This window comes from Paenibacillus sp. MAH-35, assembly GCF_058135425.1.
Map to the genome: position 1 here is coordinate 123,362 of NZ_JBYUPU010000009.1, position 22,361 is coordinate 145,722.

Genomic DNA, 22,361 nt, shown 5'->3' on the forward strand with positions numbered 1-22,361 from the left:
GTGGGAAATAAATCGATGAAAATAACATTGCAAAGCGGCGGGCATATGTACATTCAAGTTGTTGCGCCGGATACGTTCCGCGTCCGCTTAAGTGCGGCCGACGATTTCCGCGAACCCGCGCTGATCCGTTACGGCATATTGGACAGCCGGCAAAGGGATGCCGCTTGTACGGTTAACGACCGGGAGCACGTGCTGGACATCCGTACGGAACGAGCGCAGCTTCGAGTGGAGAAGAGCAGCGGCCGCATCGAACTTATGAATGCACGAGGCGAAATGCTGACACGCCATGCGATACCGCCATGGTCCGATCCGCAGCGGGGGTTCGGCGCGGAGTTTCTGTTGTCCGAACAGGAGCGGGTGTACGGATTGGGCGACGAAACGCGTGAACGAATTCAAAAACGCGGTCATCGGGCGAACATGTGGGTGGCGAATGTGAAAGCGTATGCTCCGATTCCGTTTCTTATGAGCAGCAACGGATGGGGGCTCCTTATTAATACGACATGGCGACACGCCGTAGATGTAGGCAGCACGGTGAATGATCGGCTGCGATTTTGGGGCCGCCGCGGCGAACTGGATTATTTCTTGTTCGCGGGAGAAACGTATGCCGATCTGCTTCAAAGCTACACATCCATCGCCGGCAAACCGCAGGTGCTCCCGATCTGGGCATACGGCCTTACTTTCGTGTGCAATGAACAGGCCAATGCGAGAGAGATGATCGACGATGCGCTGAATTTTCGCCGGGAGGGCATCCCTTGCGACTTGATCGGGCTGGAACCGGGCTGGATGGAAAAAAATTACGATTATTCGGTGGATAAAAACTGGCATCCGGAGAGGTTTGCGGTTCCGTATTGGTTGCCGGACGGCGGACCTTCCACTTTCTTCGGCGCCTTGGAACGACTCGGCTTTAAATTGAGTTTGTGGTTATGTGCCGATTACGACATGAGTTTGCATGAGGAGCGGCTGATCCGGGAGAAAGAAAATGCCGGCGGTGGTTCAAGCGGCTTGAGTGCGGAGGATGCGGGCTTCCAAAGGACTCATCCGGACGATTATGAACAAGATACGAAGCTGCAGCACCCGGTCTATATGGATAGGGTCACGAAGCATGGCGAGGCGTGGTATGCGCATTTAACCAAGTTTGTGAGGCAGGGCGTCTCCGCGTTCAAACTGGACGGCGCCCAGCAAGTTCTCGACCACCCCGACCGGCTTTGGGGCAATGGAATGCTCGACGAAGAGATGCACAATCTATATCCGATTTTGCTCGCCAAACAGATGCATCTCGGCTTTAAGGAGCAGACGGGACGCAGACCGATGATTTATACGGCAGGTGGATTTGCAGGCATCCAGCAATATGCGGCCACTTGGGCAGGGGACACCGGCGGAGGGCCGAAGCCGCTCGTATCGCTGCTGAATCACGGGTTGTCCGGACATGCCAATACAAGCTGCGATATGGAGGTGTTTACTCCGGCCGGTCTCCATTTCGGGTTTTTCCAGCCATGGTCGCAGGTGAACAGCTGGGCCTACTGGCGCCATCCGTGGCTGCTGGATAAGAAGATGCTGGCTATGTTCAAGATGTACGCGAAGCTGCGTTATCGTCTTCTGCCGTACATCTATTCAGCGGCGCATGCTGCCGCTCGTACGGGAATGCCGATTATCCGTGCTATGCCGCTCGCGTATCCGAACGATCCGAAGTCGGACGACCTGCTCGGACAGTATATGTTCGGCGGCTCCTTCCTTGTCGCCGCTTTTACCGACGAAGTCTATTTGCCGGAAGGCGAGTGGATCGATTACTGGACGAAGGAGCGGTACACGGGCCCGCAAACCGTCGCCTGCAAGGTTTCCGCTTATGCGGGAGGAGCTTTGTTCGTTCGCGCCGGAGCTATCATCCCCGAATGGCCCGAAATGGACTACGTTGGAGAGAAGCCCGTCGAACGTCTAGGGGTGCATGTTTACCCGCATGGCGACAGCAACTTTACGCTGTATGAGGACGACGGGACGACTTTTCTGTATGAGGAGGGCAACGTTGCCGAGACGCGGATCGAATGCCGGCAACAACAGGATGCCGTCGTCCTGCGAATAAGTCCGCGAGCCGGAATGTATGAAGGAATGCCGGCGAAACGCAGCTACGACATCCTGATCCATTCGGATAAGAAGCCCGCCTGCATTGAAATCAATGGGGCGAGGCTGCCGGAACGAGTGGAGAAGAGTAATCAGGACGATGTCTCTTGCGGCGTCGAGGGAGAAGGCTGGGTTTACGATCGAAGCATGCGTACGGTTCGGCTGATTGCCGAGGAAGATGAACGGAAGAAGGACGTTGTAGAAATCGTGGTTGTTTCTTGAAGGAATAAGCGGTGACAGAAGACCGATGCGGCGATGACCGTATCGGTCTTTGATCGTGCTGGAACAGATAACGGAACTGTAGTGCGTTCAAGCCAGAAACTCGAGTTGACATTCGCATCGTAATATGTCATTATGACATTATCAAAACCACGATTTGAAGGAGACGCTCATGCATCCGACTGACGAGATCGAGAACGAATCCAACTATACGCCCAGCAAATACCGGACGCCGGACGGAGCCCCCTCCGACATCGTCATGTTTACAATCACTTCGGAGGACAAAGGGACGGGCAAAAAAGCTTTGCCGGACCGCAAGCTGGAGGTGCTGCTCATCCAGCGCAAGAAATGGCCGTTCGAAGGCCAATGGGCGCTGCCCGGCGGGTTTAGCGACGAGAATGAGAGCATGTATGATTGCGCGCGGCGCGAGCTGATGGAGGAGACGAGCGTAGCCGACGTTCATCTCGAATATTTTAACGTGTACAGCGAGCCGAACCGCGACCCGAGAGGCTGGATCATCTCACACGCCTTCTTCGCCCTCGTGCACGAGCGCTATTTGGCCGCTCGCAAAGCCCAGGACGACGCGGCGGACGTCCGCCTGTTCCCGGTGGAGGAGGCGCTGGCCATGGAGCTGGCCTTCGACCACGGCCGCATTGTGCGGGACGCGCTGGAGAGAGTCCGGGCCAAGATGCTGACGACGACGATTGCGAAGGAGTTTTTGCCGGACGAATTTACGATCGGGGAATTGTACCAGGTTATCCGCACCGTCGTACCGGATTTTGAGGAACCGAACTTTATCCGCAAAATTACGTCGACCCGGAGCCGGCACGGCTTGCTGGAAGAAGCGAAGGATGAGCAGGGCAAGCCGAAGCAGTCGAACCGCTATTCGCAGCGCGCCGCCCAGTTGTACAGGTTTACCGGTTTTGTGCCGGAGCTGTCGATTTACGGCTAGGTACCAGGTGTGTTTGCCAAAAAACGTTTAGGCAAAACCAAATTCCCCCACAGGAGGTTACCCCTATGAAAGCTTTAATCGTCATCGACTATACCGTAGATTTCGTCGTAGGCAAGTTGCCGTGCGGACAGCCGGCGATCGATATCGAAGACCGCATCGCAGAGCTCGCGGAGTCGTTCGCGGCGCAAGGAGACTGGGTCGTTATGGCCGTCGATCTTCATGAGGCGGGAGACACGCTTCACCCGGAGCACAAACTGTTCCCTCCGCACAACATCCGGGGAACGGATGGAAGGAATCTGTACGGCAAGCTGGATGACGTATACCGCCGCAACCGCGACGCCATGTACTGGATGGACAAGACGCGGTACAGCGCGTTCTGCGGCACGGATCTGGAGCTGAAGCTGCGCGAGCGGGGCATTCGGGAGCTGCACCTGGTCGGTGTCTGCACCGACATCTGTGTCCTGCACACGGCGGTGGATGCGTACAACAAAGGGTTCGGCATTGTCGTCCATACGGATGCGGTCGCAACGTTTAACCCTCCCGGTCACGACTGGGCGCTCGGCCATTTCCGGGGCTCCCTCGGCGCTACGCTGCTAAGCGGCGGCCAGCCGGTTCCGGATTGATTCCGGGAGCCGACATCAAGAATCCGTCCGGATCGAACTGTCCGGCACTCTACGGGGAACCCCCTGCCGAAAGGATGACAACCGATGAACTACGGGGATTTGACACTGCATACGGATAAATACCAGATCAATATGATCTATGCGCATTGGAAACTGAACCGGCACAATCAGGTACGCGTGTTCGACGCTTATTTCCGCAAAAATCCGTTTAACAACGGGTACGCGGTATTTGCCGGGCTGGAGCGGATCGTTCATTATATCAACGCCCTGCGCTTCGACGAGGACGATATCGCCTACTTGCGCGAACAATCCGAAGGGTACGAGGAAGCGTTTCTCGACGAGCTGAAGCGGTTGAAGTTCACGGGCTCGCTCCATGCAGTCCCCGAAGGGACGGTCGTATTCCCGAACGAGCCGATCATCCGCGTCGAGGCGCGCATCTTCGAAGCCCAGCTGATCGAGACGGCGCTGCTGAACTTCATGAACTACCAGACGCTGATCGCTACCAAAGCGTCGAGAATCCGACGGGTCGCTCCCCGCGATACGCTGTTCGAGTTCGGAACGCGCAGAGCGCAGGAAGCGGATGCGGCGATCTGGGGATCGAGGGCAGCTTATATCGCCGGTTTTGACGGTACGAGCAATATGGAGTCGGGCAAACTGTTCCGCATCCCGACCGTCGGTACGCATGCCCACGCCTGGGTGATGGATTTCGATACCGAGCTGGAAGCGTTCGAAGCGTTCGCACAAGTTCACCCGGACCATGCGGTGCTGCTCGTCGATACGTACGATACGTTGAAATCGGGCGTTCCTAATGCGATCCGTGTAGGCAAGCAGCTCGAGCAGCGCGGACACAAGCTGAGAGGAATCCGGCTGGATAGCGGGGATCTCGCCTACTTATCGATACAGGCCAGGAAAATGCTCGACGAAGCGGGTCTCGACTATGTAACGATTACGGCCAGCAACGATCTGGACGAAAACCTGATCTTCGATCTGAAAGCTCAAGGAGCGCGCATCGATGCATGGGGGGTCGGCACCCAACTGATTACCGCAGCGGACAATCCGTCGCTCGGAGGCGTATACAAGCTGGTCGCCCGCAAGCAGGGAGACGACTACGTGCCGGTTATTAAAATATCCGGCAATCCGGAGAAAATTACGACGCCGGGGATGAAAACCGTATACCGGATCGTCGGTCAGCACGGCAAAGCCGAGGGCGATTACATTGCGTTCGTGCATGAGCGGGTGAAGGAAGCGAAGAAGCTGAAGCTGTTTGATCCGGTGCATACGTATTTGCAGAAGGATGTAACCGATTTTGAGGCTGTCGAGCTGCTCCAGCCCGTCTTCGAGGGCGGCAAGCAGGTAGGCCGTCTGCCGGGATTGGATGAGATCCGCGCTTATCACAACAACCAGCTTGACTTGTTCTGGGACCCTTATTTGCGCAAAATGAACCCGGAGCCTTATCCGGTCGACATGAGCGAGACCGTATGGAACGCCAAGATGGATCTGATCGCGAAGTACAAATAGAGGTTGATCAAAAAGCCCGCTTTTGATCACGAAGCCCATCTGGAAGCCTGCTCGACATCGAATATGGAATTCAGCCGGAACTTCCGGTGCTCACGTAGTTCCCACTACGCTCCGCTCCTCATTTCCTAGCTTCATCCCATCTTCTCGGTGCTGAAAACCGGACTTTTTGAACACGTACAAATAGGAATACAATCAGGCAGCCCGTTCGTTCGGCTCACCCGTCCCGGGTCAGCCCGACCTGCTGCTCGCTCCAAGCCCATAGCCGTTTCGCCGAGAGGGCATCGCTCGCCTTGGCGGACACGGCTGCGGGCTTTTTCTTGTAAAAATATTGTCCGCTCACCCCCGCGGCCTCGTCGCTCATCGCCAAATACAGCGCGGTCGACGCGCCTTGCGCAGGCGTCTGCATCCAAGGCCTCAGCAGCCTGTAAGCGAACTTGCCGAAGCCGGTCTGCCGATCCACTCCGAGATTGGTTGCTACGGCTCCGGGATGTACGGCGTTGACGGTGATGTTCGTATCTTTCAACCGTTCGGCCAGCTCCCGCGTAAACAAAATGTTGGCCAGCTTGGATTGGCCATAGCCGGCTACGACATGAAACCGTTTCGCCAGATGAGGGTCTTCGAACCGGATCGTTCCGGCTTTGTGCGCCCCCGAGGATACGACGACGATGCGGCCCTGGGGTGAGCGGCGCAAGGCGGGGAGCAGCAGGTTCGTCAGCAGAAAGTGGCCGAGATGGTTAACGCCCATCATCGCTTCGAAGCCGTCCGAGGTCGTATGCCTCCGGACTGTGACGACTCCCGCGTTGTTGACCAGCACGTCCAGCGTATCGAACTGGGCCAGATAACGGTCCGCGAACTCCCGGATGCTCGCCAGCGACCCGAGGTCGCAAGTCATCGTTTCGATCGCTGTCGAGCCGCTTTGCCGTCCGGCCTCCCGTCTGGCGGTCTCCCCGCGTTCCGCGTTCCGGCATGCCATGACGACCCGGTATCCGCCCCGGGCCAGCCCGATTACTGTAGCCAGCCCCATGCCGGAATTGCCTCCGGTGACCAGCGCAATTTTTTGCCTCAATACACATCCCTCCCGTCTACTATATATATTCATCATAAAGTTCCGTTTGCCGGTTGTCTATCGGAGATCCAGCCCGGCGCCGGGCAGCTTGGGGAAATTTTGGAGGTATAGAAATCGGCCGGATTACACATTTCGACAGTAAATTTACGTCTAAAAAGTTGGTTCTTGTCGAAAGGGTAATATTTCCATTAAGTATTTTTTAAGGGAAAGATAGGGGGCGAAGGACATGAGCGGATGCGGCGTTTTAGGTGAAAATACCTTGTTTTATCCCGGTGCGCCAGTCGTGCGGAAGTCGGAGCCGAATAGGACGGGGGGTAGGATCGACCGTAAAAGCCGAAGCTTTCGTTCTAGTTATTTATGCAATCTTAGTCTAAATTTAAATGAAAATTTATGTGAATACCCGACACACTTTGACAGTATTTACACCGCCATCGTGCGATAACTATTACTAGGGATTAATTTCCAATCATCGGGGGGAGTTAGATGAATACTGCCGGAGTGAAGATCAGTTTGGACATCCGGGTGATTATGAGACAGATGGGTGTTACGGGGTACGTTGTGAAGGAACAGCCAAACCCGCCGAAACCGCCGCTTGCGGTGCAGACGGATTGTACGACGTATACAGTGGACGGACTGCCGGCCGTTCTCTAGTTGGATTTTGCAGGATTGGAGTGCAGGGAGCGCGTTGCCGCTCCTGAACAGGCTTCGGAATGAAACCTCGGTTAACCTTTTATTACCCGCATATACATCTGCTGAAACACAGTCGTTCTCCCTAAGGACGATTGTCGTTTTTATATAGGAAGCAGTATCTACGGGCATCTCGCTTCATCGGGTACATAAACGTCAGGATTAGGATCTAGCAGTTCGAGGCGGAGGAGGTGTTTCACCTCTTTTTTTGTTTTGTTCACGAACCTATTTTGAAATCGAGTGGTTACACAAAACCTCACCAACGAGCGGTTGAAGCGGAGGGAGCCGTATCCTGCCCTGTACGAACGTATGCATATTTGCATTTGGATTTGCGCACGCCAAAGGAGGGGCTGTCCCAAAAGGTTCGTAGAACACGCGAATGCCCCCATTTCCTAACGAAAGGACCTCAATTTCCACTGTAACGTGGAGACTGAGGTCCTTTTTCTCAAGGTCATCCGGTTCAAAGTTTGGCTCGAAAAAGAGCAAAATAACGTTGGGGACAGACTGCCGTTTTTATTATTCGTTTTCTGTTTTTTCATTGACAGTCGGTAATTTGTCATGTAAATTATGCATGTAAATAATAATTTCCAAAAGGAGGGAGGCTCCGCCCGGAGCATGGGCGCCGGACGGATAACGCGCAGCAAGAACCGCAGAACGGCTTAACGTATCGGACAACATGTAACCGCTTGCAAATGCTGTAAACGAACTGCCATTTTGTAAGAGGAGTTGTTCTCAAAATATGGGATCTCGCCTTCATTTCAAAGCATTAAGTATGTTGCTGGTTTGCGCACTCCTGCTTTCTTTGTTTGCTTTACCGATTCCAACTTTATCCGCGGAGGCAACTGCCGTGAATGCTGAACAATCTTTGCAGCCGAAAAACCGGGACTTCGAAAGTCAAACGAACGGGAAGCCGTCCGACTGGACGATTTACGACAACAACCAGCTGTATCAGACGTCGACCGAGCAAGTGTACGCCGGCACCTACAGCGCCAAAATCACGAACCTCACCCTGTCGGCGGGGCTGCGCAGCTCCAAAATTCCGGTAACGCCCGGGCAGAACTACGAAGCCTCGGTCATGTCCTACAACGTGGATACGAACTCTTATCTGTATTTGGAGTTTTGGGACGCGGCTGGCAAACGTCTGACTCCGGTCAGCACCAAGGTGAACGATACCCGGGGGCAGTGGGCCAGGACAGAGATCCGGGCCGCCGCGCCGGCCGGGGCTGTTGCCGCCACATTGCTGCTCTATTTGTCCAGCGCCAATAAAGGAACGACTTATTATGACGAAGCCGCATTCCGTGAAGTTACGTCAACCCCTTCGTCGCTGTTCGACCATCTGGTGCCCGCCACCTCCAAGACGCTGTATCAGATCGGGGATACCGGCACGGTAGAATGGTACGGCACCCGAACGGACGGATCGCTGCTGGAGGCGGCGGACATCTCGCAAGTGACGTATGCCAGCTCCAATCCCGGCGTATTCGCCGTACATCCGTCAACGGGCGTCTTCCAGGCGCTGTCGGCGGGAAGCAGCGAGATCAAGATCAAAGTGACCGCCGAAGGAACGACGAAGACGACTATTCTGACGCTGAGAGCGGACGATTTCAGCGGGAATGTCACGGGCAGCAAAACGAAGAGCACCTACTACACCGACGCCAAACGGGCGAACGCCCAAGCGAGTATTGCAGCCTACGACTGGGCGCGGGCCCAGAGAGACTCGGCGGTGACCAGCGCGGCGCCTTATGCGGCGCTTGGCGACGATCAGCTGTGGAGTATCGTGACGCCGCAAAGCGTCTCCCGCAGTCTCGGGATCGCCACGCGGTACAAATTAAGGCAGAAGGGCAGTCCCGATCCGGACGATTCCACGATTAGCAGCTACGGCAATTACCCTTGGAAAATCGATCCGATCCAGTACCCCTGGAAGCTGCAAAGTCCGGTAACCGGACGATTTTTCCCGACTAACGACTTCGCCTCCTTCTACCAGAGCGGGATAAACGAATACGGTGTGTTCGACTACCGGCAGGCTCTGAGCAACGGAGCCCCCTATTTGACGAATACCGGCGACCCGCAATCGGACTGGGGAGTCGACGACGGCTGGGGCTGGACGGAAGCGAATGGCGACATCTGGACCTTTATCGCCTACTACAACCACTGGGGCATTTGGTACAACGGCTTTATTATGAAAGCTCTGAACAGCTTGCGGGATGCGTATCTGTACACGGGCGATGCGGAATATGCCTATAAAGGTCTTATTCTGCTCGACCGGGTGGCCGATCTGTATCCGGACCTCGACGTGACCGCTTATCCGTGGGCCAAAGGATTCGATAACGGCGATCCGGCCGTCCATTCCGCGCAAGGGAAAGCGGTGAACGACATCTGGGAGACCGGACTCGTGAAAAGCCTTCTGTTCGCCTACGACGCTTTTTTCCCGGAGATCGAGGTTCTGGAGGATCGGCTGGCCACCTTTTTGTCGGCCAAGGCGCAGACGTACCAGATGGCGAATCCGAAACATTCCGCGGCGGCGATCCAGAAAAACATCGAAGACCATATCGTGCGCATCGTCTATCCGGGCATGCAGAAGTCGCAAATCCGCGGCAACAACGGGATGCACCAAAGCGCTCTGGCACTGGCAGCGGTCGTGCTCGACGAAGAGGTCACCTCCAAGCAGTGGCTCGATTATGTATTCCAGTCGGGCGGGCTCATCGTGGTCCAGGACCCGGACCGGCCATACGGCAGACAATATCAGGTGACCGGCGGGGACCTGAACCGGCTGCTGGCGGACGAAGTCGACCGGGACGGGATGGGCAACGAAGCGGCGCCCGGCTACAACGGTTTGTGGCTGAACACGTTTCTGGAAGCGGCGGAGGTTCTGGACGGATACGAACGTTATCCGGAATTCGATCTGTACCGCAACGTCAAATTTCAGAAAATGTTCTCCGCCTTTTACCGTCTGACGATGCTGGGCAAATATACGCCGTCGATCGGGGACTCCGGATTTCTCGGCTCGCCTGCTTTGGTCGGGGACAAAAACCACGATATTTTGGCTTTCGAACGGTGGGGCAATCCGCTTCACGCCCAACTGATTTACTTGAAAAACGGCGGCTCGGCAAGCGGCATTCATGGAAGCATCTTCTCCCCGAATCCGGAGCAGGTCGCTGTCGACATCGCGAATGTAATCGCGTCGGAAGGCCCGATGCAGCTGGACAGCTCGCTGATGAGCGGCTACGGACTGGCGGCGCTCCGCGACGGAAGCCCTCCATTTTATGCGAACGGGACTGTCTACGAGTTTAACGATCTGGAGATCGTCTCCGCGAACCGGGGAACGAAATATTTGCCCAATTACAACGCGCTGCTGTTCCAGAATACGGACGGTGCGGGCGCGGCGATCACGTTTCGGTTTTCCGTACCGGCTGCGGGCGAATACGATATCGACATGCTGCCGAACAAAGCGCCCAGCTACGGCAAATACAAGGTCGCCATCGACGGGGTGGACGCAGGCTCGTATGATTTTTACGGCGCTTCGGCTCCGGACAGCTTCTCCACGCTGGCGACCCGGTGGCTGGAGGCGGGCCCGCATACGCTCTCATTCGTCTACGAAGGACAATCGCCGGGAGCGACAGGGTATTACGCGGCGTTCAAAAAGCTGGCTCTGGTCCGTCCGGAAGACAGGGAACGGGAGCAGCACGCGCAGCAGGATACGCAGCGGGACGTATGGCTTTACTTCGGACGGAACGGCGGGCACGGGCATAAGGATACGCTGAATCTCGGCATTCATGCGTACGGGATGGATCTGGCCCCGGATCTCGGTTATCCGGACGTCACCGGCAGCGATCCGAAACGTATGGAATGGACGGAGAATACGATCTCCCATAATACGGTTGTAGTCGATAAGTCCAAACAGAGCGGCTCAATCGTCGGCATTCCGCATCATTTCGACGGAGACGGGAATGTGCAGCTGGTTGACGTGGAAGCCCCGCGGGTGTATCCGAACACGGAGACGTACCGCCGGACGACCTCGATGATTCGGGTGGATGAGGAGAACTCGTATGCGGTCGACTTCTTCCGCGTAGAGGGCGGAAGCAGCCATACGTTCAGCTTCCACAGCGCGGATGCGTCGGCGGTAACGGCGGAAGGGCTCACGCTCGTCCCGCAGCAGGACGGCAGCGGCCGGTATGTCGGCACGTATGCGGGCATCGACGTTCCGTACGGGCAGAAGGAGCCGGGCAGCGGTTCGGGCGGCGGGTACAAGGGCAGCGGGTTCCACTATTTGTTCGATGTGGACCGGGCGGCGAATCCGCAGGCGCCGTTCAGCGTCGACTGGAAAGTGAAGGATACCTGGGGCATTCATCCGGAAGATCCGAACGTTCATCTTCGTCTGACGATGCTTAGCGACGTCGATCAGGTCGCGCTCGCGAGCGGGCAGCCGCCGCAGAATAACGCCAAGAGCCCGCCTTCGGTCCGCTACATGGTGGCCGAGCGACAGGGAGTGGACTTGAAATCGACGTTCACGTCCGTGATCGAGCCGTACCGGAACAGCCGGACGATCGCATCGGCAGAGCGGCTCAGTGTGTATAAGGACGGGGCGATCGTAACCGATGACGCCGTTCAGACAGTAAAGGTGCAGCTCGCAAACGGAAGAGTAGACTATATCTTCTATTCGCTGGACCCCAGCGCCGTGTATACGGTGGAGAACCGGCTCCGGTTCCAAGGCTTTTTCGGGGTATATTCGGAACGAGACGGGGCGTACGAGTCGGCTTATCTGCACGACGGCACGCTGATCGGACCGATCGGCGAACCCGCTATCCAGAAGCCGTTCGGCAGCTTGAACGGGACAGTCGCCGATTTTACGAAAGACATGTCGCTGACAAATGAGATCGTCGTGCATCTGGATCTGCGCGGACTCTCGCCGCAGACGCTGGTCGGCCGGATGATCCATGTCGATAACGACCGGGTGCGCAACGGCACCTACGAGATTGTAGGCGTCTCGCAGGGGCCGGGAGATCAGCAGTACCGCCTCGATCTCGGAGACACGACGCCGATCCGTTCTTACCGGGACCCGAACGACTTCAGCAAAGGGTACGTATACGACATCGCGCAGGGAGCGTCGTTTCGCATCCCGCTGTCTTATCGGGATTCATACTCGGCGCCGGGTCTTGCGTCGATCCGCCTGGAAGGGATCACTTCGCCCGCACCGGCGGGCACGGTGTCGCAGACAGTGGTGACGGCCGTGTACGGCAGCGGCGCAGTTGCGGATGCCACCGGTTGGGCGCACTATGAGAGCTCGGACAGCAGTGTGGCCGAATTCATGAGTACGGGATTGCTGCTGCTTAAAAAAGCCGGTACGACCGTGCTGAAGGCGACCTACGGGGAACTCGCGTCGGAGCCGGTCACCTTGCTCGTGACGGGTACGACGAACAGCACGGCCAAGCCGGGCATGCCGGTGCTGTCGGATAATAATGGTCACGACTACGGCATACGGGACGGCACCTACGACATGACGATGAACTTGTGGCACGGGGAGAACGGCTGGCTGTACAGGTTGTATGAAGACGGCGTACTAATCGATACGCAGCCGTTATCCGACCGGACGCCTTCGGCGCAATCGGCCGTTACCCCGATTAGCGGCAAGAACAACGGCACATACCGGTACCGCGCCGAGCTTACGAACGCGTACGGCACTACCGTGAGCGCCGAGCACATCGTCACCGTGACGGGAGCAACGCCGGGCAAGCCGGTCATCGCCCATAACAATTGGGACGGGGACGGCAGCTACCAGGTGAGCATGAATTTATGGTGGGGCACGAATGGAACGGAGTACCGGCTGTACGAGAACGGCGTATTGATCGATACCCGGACTTTGACGGACCGGACGCCTGCGGCGCAGTCCGCCGTGACGAATATCGCGGGCCGGGGGCCGGGCACGTATGAATACCGGGCCGAGCTGACCAACGAAGCAGGCGCCGCATCGAGCGACATCCTTATCGTGACCGTCGGCGGGTAAGCGGACGGGATCGGGAAGAGCCGGCCAATCGAGCCGGCTTTTGCCGTCTGTCCGGGTGTGATATGATAAGGCCATATAGACAGGACGGGACACCGCCCCGGGAGCGGGGCCAATCTATGGGGAGGACCGGATGTGAGAGCAGGCTCCAAGAAATACGCGAAATTGCTGCATGATCTGAAGCTGGGGATTATGAGCGGAAAGCTGAAGGAGGGCGAATACATCCCTTCCGAGAATACGATCGCCGAGCAATACGGGCTCAGCCGTCCGACCGTCCGCAAAGCGGTTGCGGAACTTGCCGGGGAGGGGCTGATCCGGACGATCGCGGGCAAAGGCAGCGTCGTTCTCGCGCTCGGGGACAGCCCGGGGAACCGGAAGGTGACGCTGCTGAATCTGTACTGGATGCTTCCCTCCTACGAGTACCCGATGATCGAGGAGATCGTCGGACGCTTCAACCGGGAGCACGCTCATATCCAAGTCCGGCTCGTGCCGTTCTCCAGCGAGATCACGCCGCTTGTGTACGCGGGATACAAACAGCAGGATATGCAGGAGCTGAAGCCCGATCTGATCAGCATCTCCAACCGGTTTCTGTTCGAGCTTGAAGCGGAGAAGATCGAAGCGGTGCTGCAGCCGCTAACGGATCTTCATCTGGAGACGGGGAACGACATTTACGATTTTTTGTGGAAGCCGGCCAGGCGCGGCGGGCAATTGTTTGCCGTGCCGGTTTCCTTCTCCCCGGTTATGCTCGTCTACAACCGGTCGATGTTCGAGGATGGCGGACTGGACGTTCCGGATGGCGGCTGGACGTGGGACGATTTCGTACAGGCTGCGGTGCGGCTGAGCCGGCAGATCGACGATTCGACCGTTCAGTACGGATTCGCGCTGTCCCCTTCCTTTTACCGGTGGCCGCTGTTTTTTATGCAGGAGGGGGGGCAATTCGCCCGCAGCGGGAAGGCGTTTCCGCCCTTGAACGGAGCAGGGGACGCCGGCATTCAATTCATCCTCGATCTGATCTACAAGCACCGGGCGGCGCCGCTGCTCCATACAGCTTCGGACCTGAGCGAGCAGATTTTCCAGCAGGGCAAGGTCGGAATGATCTTGTCCACGTATTACCTGTGCACGCTGTACGAGGAGAGCCGGTTCGACTGGGGCGTCTGCAAATTCCCGGCAGGCCGGCACGACCGCTCCCTGGCAATCTCTACAAATATCGGGATCGGCAAAGGGTGCGAGAACGTGCACGAGGCTCGTTATTTCATCCAATACTTGCTGTCGACGCCGATTCAGGCGCTCGTGAAACAGAGGAGCACGACGCTCCCTGCGGTCCGAACCGTCGCGGAATCCGCCGAGTATCCGCACTCCGCCTTTGCAGGCTCCGGGTATGAGTCGTTCAAGGAGACGCTCGGCGATATCCAATTGGTCAACGATCTGGGCTTGACCTGCGAGCAAGTGACGAAGCTGTCCCGGGCGATGGAGATGGTCTGGTTCCGGACGGAAACGTTCGAGCAGGTCTGGAAGTCATTGGCCCGGGAGTATGGCTAAGCCGAATTTGCTGTCGTTGGGCGCCACCTAACGGCCGATAGATTCGTAGTGTACAAGTACGGCCCTCTTGTTTGTGAAGAGGGCTTTTTTGCAATTCGCCGCGTGCGAAGGAGCATTTCGCCACTTTTCATAAAAATAAACAAGATGTTTGCCGATAATACATGAAGTGGCGGAAATAGACACCTTTTCGAAAACTTACAAGCGCGAGGTAATGGACATGACAATGATAGGAATTGATTTGGGGACTTCCAACAGTCTCGTAGCGTACTGGACCGACAACGGACCGGCGATTATCCCGAATGTGCTGGGGGAGCGGCTGACGCCGTCGGTGATCAGCGTCGACGATAACGGCGAGGTGCTCGTCGGGCAGATTGCCAAGGAACGGCTGATTACCCATCCGGACCGGTCCGCCTCGGTCTTCAAGCGATATATGGGCACGGAAAAAGTGGTTCCTCTGGGCGACTATTCGTTTACTCCCGAAGAGCTGTCCTCCTTCGTCATCCAATCGTTGAAGGCCGATGCGGAGGCGTTCCTCGGACAGGAAATCGCAGAGGCGGTGATCAGCGTTCCCGCCTACTTCAACGACATGCAGCGCAAGGCGACCAAACGTGCGGCGGAAATTGCCGGCCTGAAGGTGGAGCGGCTGATCAGCGAGCCGACGGCGGCCGCGATCGCGTACGGGCTCCATCAGGAGGAGTCGGATACGAAGTTCCTCGTCTTCGACCTGGGGGGCGGCACGTTTGACGTGTCGATTCTGGAGTTTTTCGAAGGCGTGATGGAAGTGAAGTCGATCGCGGGCGACAACTACCTGGGCGGGGAAGATTTCACCAATCAGCTTGTCTCTTATTTTGTCGAAACCAGCGGGATCGATCTGCAGACGCTCGACTACAAAGGCCGTTCCGCCCTGTTCAAGCAGGCCGAGTTGTGCAAGAAGGCTCTCGGGCAGGAGGCGGTCGGCCGGATGAGCTTCCAATACGGGGAGAACACCTGCGAGCTCCGCATAGACCGCCAGCAATTCGAGAAAATATGCAGCCAGCTCATGCTGCGTTTGCGCCATCCGATCGAGCGCGCCTTGCGGGACGCGTCGTTGTCGCCAAGCGATCTCGATGCAGTCATTCTGGTCGGAGGGGCTACGCGGATGCCGATTATCAAGTCAGTGGTCAGCAAAATGTTCGGGCGGCTTCCGTTCTCGCAGATCAATCCGGACGAGGCCGTGGCGCTGGGGGCCGCGATCCAGGTGGCGCTCAAGGAGCGGAACGAAGCTCTGAGGGAAGTGGTGTTGACCGACGTATGTCCGTATACGCTCGGCACCGACGTGATCAGGCGGCTGGGCAACGGCAAGTACGAATCCGGGCATTACATGCCGATAATCGAACGCAACACCCCGATTCCGGTCAGCAAGGTGGAACGGTTCTACACGGTAAACGACAACCAGACGGAAATATCGGTCGATGTGTTCCAGGGCGAAAGCCGCAAGGTTGAGAACAATATCAAAATCGGCGGCTTTACGGTGATGGTGCCGTCCGACCCGGCGGGCAAGCAGGCGATCGACGTCCGTTATACATACGATATTAACGGAATTTTGGAAGTGGAAGTGACGACCGTCTCGACCGGGGAGAAAAAGAAGCTGATTATCGAGAAAAATCCGGGAAGCCTGACGCCTGAGGAAATCGAGGCCCGGCTGGCGGAGCTTAGAGACATTAAAATTCATCCCCGCGAACGAACGGAGAACCGGCTGCTGCTCGCCAAGGGAGAGCGGCTGTATGAAGAGGCGCTCGGGGAAAAGCGCAATGAAATTGCGTTTTATCTCAGTCAATTTGAAAGTGTGCTCGCTACGCAAAACGAGCCGGACATCAAAAAAGCCGCGACCGAATTTAAAAAGCAGCTGCTTCATTTTGAGAGGTGGCTGGAATACTGATGAACATCTGGGAGCTACTCGGCATCGAGCCGACCCGCGATGTCACGCACATTAAGCGGGCTTACGCCCGAAAGCTGAAAATTCACCATCCCGAGGACGACCCGGCGGGGTATCAGCGGTTAAGAGAAGCGTATGACGAGGCACAGAGGCTTGCCAAGCGGCCGGAGCCGGAACGCTGCGATGAAGTGGAAGAGGAAGAATGGGAAAACGAGCGCGAAGCTGGCTGCGCAGAAGACGATGAACAGGACGCCGAAGGGAATGCCGAAGAAAACGCCGAGGAGGACGGCGACTACGAGGAAGATGACCGGGAGGACGACTATAGACTTCCAAGGTTCACCCTGCTCGACACGCACGACGAATTCCGGCAGAGTAACTCGCCGATCGGGGAGTTTATGGAAGAGGCCGAATCGTTGTACGACGACTTCGCCGCCCGGATTCAGGTGGAACGATGGCAGGAGCTGCTGAGCGCGGACGTCGTCTGGAATGTGGAGCTGAAGCGGACGCTGAGCGATCGGATGGCGGATTTTCTGGAGGAGCGCGATCAGCTTCCGCGCAGCATCTGGCAGCTGCTGGAGGACAACTTCGGATGGCGGAACCGGGCGCAGGAGGAAGCGTATTTCGGCGACCGCTACTCGGATTTCGTCGAGTATTTGACCGGACAGCTCGAAGGGCCCGAGCTGCGCTTTACATTTCTAAGCGGCGGGGGAGGACGGGACACCGATACGTTTTTGCGTCTGCGTTACGACGTTTTCCAGTCGCTGCGGCACAATGATCTCGATTCCGCCGCCGAGGCGATCGGCCAGGCTTGTGCGATCTATCCGGACGATCCTGATCTGCTTCGGCTGCAAGGGGAGTATTACCTCCGCACGGGAGACACGGAGCTCGCTCTCGCCGCCTTCGGCAGAGGGATCGCCGTACATCCGGACGACATCGACGGGTATATGTACCGGGCCCGGATTTATTACGATCAAGGCTTGTACGCCGAGGCGATTGAGGCATGCAGCATCGTGCTGGAGCGTCAGCCGGAGCTGTCGGACATCCGGTATATTCGCGGGTTATGTGAGATGAAGACGGGAGAGCTTGACCGCGCCGTATCGTCTTTCGAACAGGTGCTGCAAGCGAACCCGAACGACATCCAGGCGACGACCGCGCTGATCGAAAGCCGGCTGAAGCTGGAGGAAGCGATCCGGACAGGCCGTCTCAAAGGACGCAGGTCCGAGCTGCAGCAGCTTCGGGGCGGGCTTGAGCCTTGGGACCGGAAGACCCGGCTTCGGATGGTGTATACGTTTTTCCCGAAAATCAAGTTTGTTTTCCTCGCGCTGCTCATTCTGTTCACCCACAACCTGATCGCAACCACTTACGAGAAGCATACCGGATCGACGCTCTCGGAATTATGGATGGACAAGAAGGGCGGGGAGGAGCCGGCGCCGCCTGTACCGGTTGGCAGCACAGCAGAGATCCCGTCGGGAGCCCCGTACGTCCAGTTTACGTACAACAACATTTCCTTCATCGGTTTATATGAATTCAAGAACCGCGATGAGAGCGGCAAGGAGATGGCGGAATACGCGTCCTACTTGGAGCTGGCCAAGAAGGAGACGAGTCATTCGAATGAAGTTCCATCCGGCTGGATCTATGCGGGCTATCTCGGCGATTCGCTCGTCATCGCGGTAGCGGACGCGAAACAGGCGGATCAATGGAACAAAGAAAAGACGATGCAGGTAACGGGCCAAGTGCTGGATATGCCGCCCCGGCAGCTCCCGGGGCTTGTGCAAGAGATGCTGAAGCTGCCGGGCTTGTCCCTGTATCAAGACGCGGCTACGGTGACGGATCGTCTGATCGACACCCGGATCATTCCGGAGGAGCAGGACCCGAAGCGGACCAAGCTGCCGTTCCGGCTTACTCTGTACGTGATCGTATTGCTGCTGCTGTATGCGTCACTGATTCGCGTGCTTGCGGTAGGTTATAGAGCGGCCCGCTTCTGAAGCGGCAACAAGGAGGTGCGAGCAAATGGCTACAGAAGCCAAAAGCGATAAACATAAAAAGCTGGAGCTGTACGGGCAGTGCTTATCGATGATTTGCCTGAGCGGTCCGGCATCCTTTACATTTCCGATCAAACGAAAACCGGTCGACCGGTCGGTACAGCGCAGAGTGCTGGAGAACTGGGACGTGAAGGACGCGAGCGGCCTGAAAGAAATGCTCAACTGGCTCCTGTGCGAAGGGCGGAGGGAAAATTACGAGCGGCAGGCGTATTACTTGTCCGCGCTGCCCGAATCGGAGCGGCTGCGGTATATCGGGTCGTTGAAGGAAGAGAAGCTGCTGACCGAATTCAGCATCGTCCATTATTATTTGCGTCGGCTGCCCGCCGGGGGAATCGCCGCGGTAGACTTTGCGTGGTGCGCCTTTATGTGCCGGGCGGGGCTGGAGTTCCATTATATGGGGCAAGACGATTACTGGACCTATCTGCTGCAGATCACGCGTGCCGCACAGCGGTCGTATTCGGGCTGGAGCGAGTATGTGAACGGCTTCGCGGCGGGCGTGCAATATGTGGATGCTGATCTGACCTTCGACTACGTCAGCCGTAACCGGCCCGTTCTGACGAAGCTGCTCGCTTCCCCGCATAGTCCGTATCGGCAAGTCGATTGGAATATGGTGCTGGAGAAGCCTTCCTGAAAAGGCCTGCGAGAATCGCCCGCCGGATTCCGATACAAAGACGCTTCCCTCCCGATGATTCATCAGGATGGGAAGCGTCTTTGCGTTGGTACGGGAAGCGATAAGTTCTGTGTAAGGAGGGGAAAGCCCACAGCAGCCGGTCAGAACATGCTCCAATCGTACCGCTCGGAGAGCAGTCGGAGCAGGTGGACGCCTGCCGTGCTGTTGCCCTTGTCGTTAAGCGCCGGTCCGATGATGCCGATGCCGAGCTCGCCCGGGACGAGCGCCAGAATGCCGCCGGCTACGCCGCTTTTGGCTGGGATGCCGACCTGGATGGCGAATTCGCCGGAAGCGTTGTACATGCCGCACGTCACCATGAACGACTTGGCGATTCGAACGTACCGTTTCGGGACCAGCTCGCGGCCGGTGAACGGGTCGGCGCCGTCATTTGCCAGAACGAGCCCCATGCGGGCGACCTGGGCGCATGTAACCTCGATGGCGCATTGACGGAAGTAAACGTCCAGTGTCGGTTCGACTTCCTCGTCCAGCACTTTGTTATCTTTCAGAAAATAAGCGAGCGACCGGTTGCGGTTCGCCGTCTCCGCTTCGGAGCGGTAGACGTGTTCGTTAATCGAAGGTCCTTCGTCTCCCGCCAGCTCGCGGATGAACCGGACGATGCGCTCCGCCTTGTGTTCCGGGCTGTCTCCCCGGATGAGCGAGGAGATGACGATCGCTCCCGCGTTGATCAGCGGATTGAACGGCTTGCCGGGCTGGACGAGCTCCAGCTTCAGCATCGAGTTGAAGACGTCGCCGGTCGGCTCCATGCCTACTTTCTCGAATACGGCTTTTTCGCCGCGGTCCATGAGGGCCAGCAGCAGCGTGAATACTTTGGAGATGCTTTGCAGGGTAAAAGGCATACCGGCGTCTCCCGCAGAGATAACGGCTCCGGACTTATGGTGCAGCGTGATGCCGAGTGCTTGCTGCGGTGCATGAGCGAGCTCCGGGATATAGGTGGCGACCCGGCCTTCTGCGGCATAAGCGCGGTACGCTTCGACCCAGTCGGGCAAATGATCGGTCAAATCTTGAAATGCGGCTACGGAACTCATCTCGGATTCTCCTTCGGCTGGTCCAGTCTCTCTTCAATTATACATGGCCCGGCGGAGTCTCCGGAACAACTTTTTGGGTGTTCCAAATCGCTTTAGCGGATGGAGTTACTTGGCGTCTTCGTTCAGCGAGTCGACGAGCCGATCGACTTCCGGAGAAACGCTGCTTTTTTTCGTCAACCATCCGATCCCGATAAACAGTATCGCGGAGACGATGACCGGAGAGGCGACCAGCACGGCGGTGGAGGCGTTCTCCATGATATATTTCACGTACCCGAACGTCAGCAGGCCGCCGGCCCAGGATAGGATCGCCGCCGCCGAGCCGCTTCGCTTGAAGGCCGGCAGCAGGCCGAGCAGCATCGGGATCGAGATGGGGCCGACGAGGGCGCCGAACCAGGTGATCAGCAGGCTGAGGATGCCTCCGAAGTTTTGCTGGTTGATGGCGACGATCAGCGTCAGCGTCGTGAAGACGACCAGCGTTACGCGTGCGGCGAGCAGCGACGCTTTGCTGCTTATCGTGCGGAACCGGCCGAACAGCTTCGGCAAAATGTCGCGGGTGACGACAGCCGTAATCGCGTTCGCATCCGATGTGGTCATCGCCATCGTATGGGCGAACATCGAGGCAAGCACAAGCCCGATCAGCCCGGGCGGCAGCAGGTCCATCGCCATAATCGAGTACGACTGGTTCGGATCGGCCAGAGACGGATAAAACACCGGAGCGGCCCACATCGGAAAAAACAGAATGAGCGGCCAGATCAAATATAGCGCGGAGGACAAATAAGCGGCTTTGCGCGCTTCTCTGCCGTTCGGAGCCGCTATGAACCGCTGGGCCAAATTCCACGTGCCGCCGTTGTAGCTGAGGAAATTGATCAGCAGGTAGGCGAGCACGAAGCCGAGCGTATACGGTCCGGCGAACGCATCGTTATGTGTCGGCGGCAGACGGTAAGTGAGCTTGCACGAAACAAAGCCTTCCCCCCCATGCTTTTTGCGAACTTCATCCATAAGCGCGCCGGCGCTTCTCCTCTGCTCCCGGATCGTCAAATAAGTGTATTGGACACGAGCCTCTGGAACGAGTTATGACATGTTAACATGTAAATGACGAACCGGTAGATCGCCCGCGTTGCTCCGGAACAACTCCAGACAGATAGCATGGAGTTTCAGCGGATCGTTCGTCGGGCCATCTAATGTACGGGATCGGTGTTACCCTTCGGTCGCCAATCTTTACTATAACCACAGGAAATACTTACGGTTCTAGCAGCCATATGGAACCGGCATAACCGTGCGGCGATTTCGTCGAGTAAATCAAGAATCGGTTTGGACAATTCCGATATGTGATAATCACGCAAAAGAGTAATTCCACTTGAAAACCCCTTATGCTCGTTATATCCCGGCTCTACATTCACTTCACTTAAATCAATACCGTTTGCATGGGTCCAAAGTTGCTCACCCGTAATGCCAAATTTCTTTCGCAAACGATCCATGGGGTAGTTGGTCAATTCCCCGAGCAAATAGATCCCCCATTCGGTTCAGATGTTTTCGAAGTCGCGGACCAATCCCCCATATATCCTGCACCGGCACCAACCATAGCTTTTCCGGAACCTCCTCATAGGTGCAGGAGGCGATACCTTCATTTTTCCCTCGAACATCCAGAAAAGCTTTTGAAATAAACGTGTATGGCTTCTGCAGGTGCGAATGATGTAATACAGTTTAATACTCATTGAGAAATCCAAATTCAGCCCCATTCGTGCGGTCACAACATGAATCCGTGGATCATGGGGGATCTCATATAGACGGCTACCGGCTTTTATTACAAATTCCATTTTCATTTTAGGCGATGCCACAAGCACTACATATCCGGAACGAAGATCGCCAACGACAGTCAGATACGTTTCTAATGGATCTAAACCGCGTCACACACACTCCACAGACGCATAAAAGACTTCATGTCCACAATGATCATGTCATTCCTGGGAAGCT

At 56.9% G+C, this 22,361-nt stretch carries 16 protein-coding genes; 10 read left to right on the plus strand and 6 right to left on the minus strand.

Annotated features, from left to right (window positions below):
- Nucleotides 1–15 precede the first annotated feature (15 nt).
- The 4 genes from AC3Y2E_RS12160 (at nucleotide 16) to AC3Y2E_RS12175 (ending at nucleotide 5,427) form a co-directional block, all read left to right on the plus strand.
- On the plus strand, nucleotides 16–2,337 hold the full coding sequence (locus AC3Y2E_RS12160) for a glycoside hydrolase family 31 protein (protein WP_379210513.1): 2,322 nt from the start codon (nucleotides 16–18) through the stop codon (nucleotides 2,335–2,337).
- A 169-nt stretch (nucleotides 2,338–2,506) separates the two neighbouring features.
- On the plus strand, nucleotides 2,507–3,286 hold the full coding sequence (locus AC3Y2E_RS12165) for an NUDIX hydrolase (protein ID WP_379210515.1): 780 nt from the start codon (nucleotides 2,507–2,509) through the stop codon (nucleotides 3,284–3,286).
- 65 nt (nucleotides 3,287–3,351) lie between these two features.
- Complete coding sequence (locus tag AC3Y2E_RS12170) at nucleotides 3,352–3,909, plus strand: cysteine hydrolase family protein (protein WP_332070756.1); 558 nt, start codon at nucleotides 3,352–3,354, stop codon at nucleotides 3,907–3,909.
- A gap of 84 nt (nucleotides 3,910–3,993) precedes the next feature.
- Nucleotides 3,994–5,427 carry a nicotinate phosphoribosyltransferase gene (locus tag AC3Y2E_RS12175; RefSeq protein WP_379210517.1) on the plus strand — a complete coding sequence of 478 codons (1,434 nt, stop codon included), beginning with the start codon at nucleotides 3,994–3,996 and terminating at the stop codon, nucleotides 5,425–5,427.
- A gap of 214 nt (nucleotides 5,428–5,641) precedes the next feature.
- On the opposite strand, the gene AC3Y2E_RS12180 is transcribed toward AC3Y2E_RS12175, so the two are convergent.
- On the minus strand, nucleotides 5,642–6,493 hold the full coding sequence (locus AC3Y2E_RS12180; RefSeq protein WP_379210519.1) for an SDR family oxidoreductase: 852 nt from the start codon (nucleotides 6,491–6,493) through the stop codon (nucleotides 5,642–5,644).
- Between the two features lie 483 nt (nucleotides 6,494–6,976).
- On the opposite strand from AC3Y2E_RS12180, the gene AC3Y2E_RS12185 reads away from it, so the two are divergent.
- From AC3Y2E_RS12185 to AC3Y2E_RS12210, 6 genes are all read left to right on the plus strand, one after another.
- On the plus strand, nucleotides 6,977–7,144 hold the full coding sequence (locus AC3Y2E_RS12185; RefSeq protein WP_379210521.1) for a hypothetical protein: 168 nt from the start codon (nucleotides 6,977–6,979) through the stop codon (nucleotides 7,142–7,144).
- An 883-nt stretch (nucleotides 7,145–8,027) separates the two neighbouring features.
- Entirely contained in the window at nucleotides 8,028–13,178 is a 5,151-nt protein-coding gene (locus AC3Y2E_RS12190; protein ID WP_379210524.1) for a heparinase II/III domain-containing protein, read from the plus strand.
- Between the two features lie 132 nt (nucleotides 13,179–13,310).
- Nucleotides 13,311–14,714, plus strand: coding sequence for an extracellular solute-binding protein (locus tag AC3Y2E_RS12195; RefSeq protein ID WP_379210526.1), 1,404 nt, complete (start codon nucleotides 13,311–13,313; stop codon nucleotides 14,712–14,714).
- Nucleotides 14,715–14,931: 217 nt separating this feature from the next.
- Nucleotides 14,932–16,632, plus strand: coding sequence for a molecular chaperone HscC (locus tag AC3Y2E_RS12200; RefSeq protein WP_379210528.1), 1,701 nt, complete (start codon nucleotides 14,932–14,934; stop codon nucleotides 16,630–16,632).
- Entirely contained in the window at nucleotides 16,632–18,614 is a 1,983-nt protein-coding gene (locus tag AC3Y2E_RS12205) for a tetratricopeptide repeat protein (RefSeq protein ID WP_379210530.1), read from the plus strand. The genes AC3Y2E_RS12200 and AC3Y2E_RS12205 overlap by 1 nt, the downstream gene beginning before the upstream one ends.
- A gap of 25 nt (nucleotides 18,615–18,639) precedes the next feature.
- Complete coding sequence (locus AC3Y2E_RS12210; protein WP_379210532.1) at nucleotides 18,640–19,302, plus strand: DUF1266 domain-containing protein; 663 nt, start codon at nucleotides 18,640–18,642, stop codon at nucleotides 19,300–19,302.
- A 140-nt stretch (nucleotides 19,303–19,442) separates the two neighbouring features.
- On the opposite strand, the gene glsA is transcribed toward AC3Y2E_RS12210, so the two are convergent.
- From glsA to AC3Y2E_RS12235, 5 genes are all read right to left on the minus strand, one after another.
- Nucleotides 19,443–20,387: a glutaminase A gene (gene glsA / locus AC3Y2E_RS12215; protein ID WP_379210535.1), complete on the minus strand. Its 945-nt coding sequence runs from the start codon at nucleotides 20,385–20,387 to the stop codon at nucleotides 19,443–19,445.
- 105 nt (nucleotides 20,388–20,492) lie between these two features.
- The gene (locus AC3Y2E_RS12220) at nucleotides 20,493–21,386 is read right to left on the minus strand and encodes a sodium:solute symporter family transporter (RefSeq protein WP_379210537.1); all 894 of its coding nucleotides are present in this window, start codon (nucleotides 21,384–21,386) and stop codon (nucleotides 20,493–20,495) included.
- Between the two features lie 72 nt (nucleotides 21,387–21,458).
- The gene (locus tag AC3Y2E_RS12225) at nucleotides 21,459–21,545 is read right to left on the minus strand and encodes a hypothetical protein (RefSeq protein ID WP_379210757.1); all 87 of its coding nucleotides are present in this window, start codon (nucleotides 21,543–21,545) and stop codon (nucleotides 21,459–21,461) included.
- 20 nt (nucleotides 21,546–21,565) lie between these two features.
- The gene (locus AC3Y2E_RS12230) at nucleotides 21,566–21,892 is read right to left on the minus strand and encodes a DinB/UmuC family translesion DNA polymerase (protein WP_379210539.1); all 327 of its coding nucleotides are present in this window, start codon (nucleotides 21,890–21,892) and stop codon (nucleotides 21,566–21,568) included.
- A complete protein-coding gene (locus AC3Y2E_RS12235) occupies nucleotides 21,828–22,070 on the minus strand; it encodes a hypothetical protein (RefSeq protein ID WP_483875097.1) in 243 nt (80 codons plus the stop codon). Before AC3Y2E_RS12235 ends, AC3Y2E_RS12230 begins: the two co-directional genes overlap by 65 nt.
- Nucleotides 22,071–22,361: the final 291 nt, after the last annotated feature.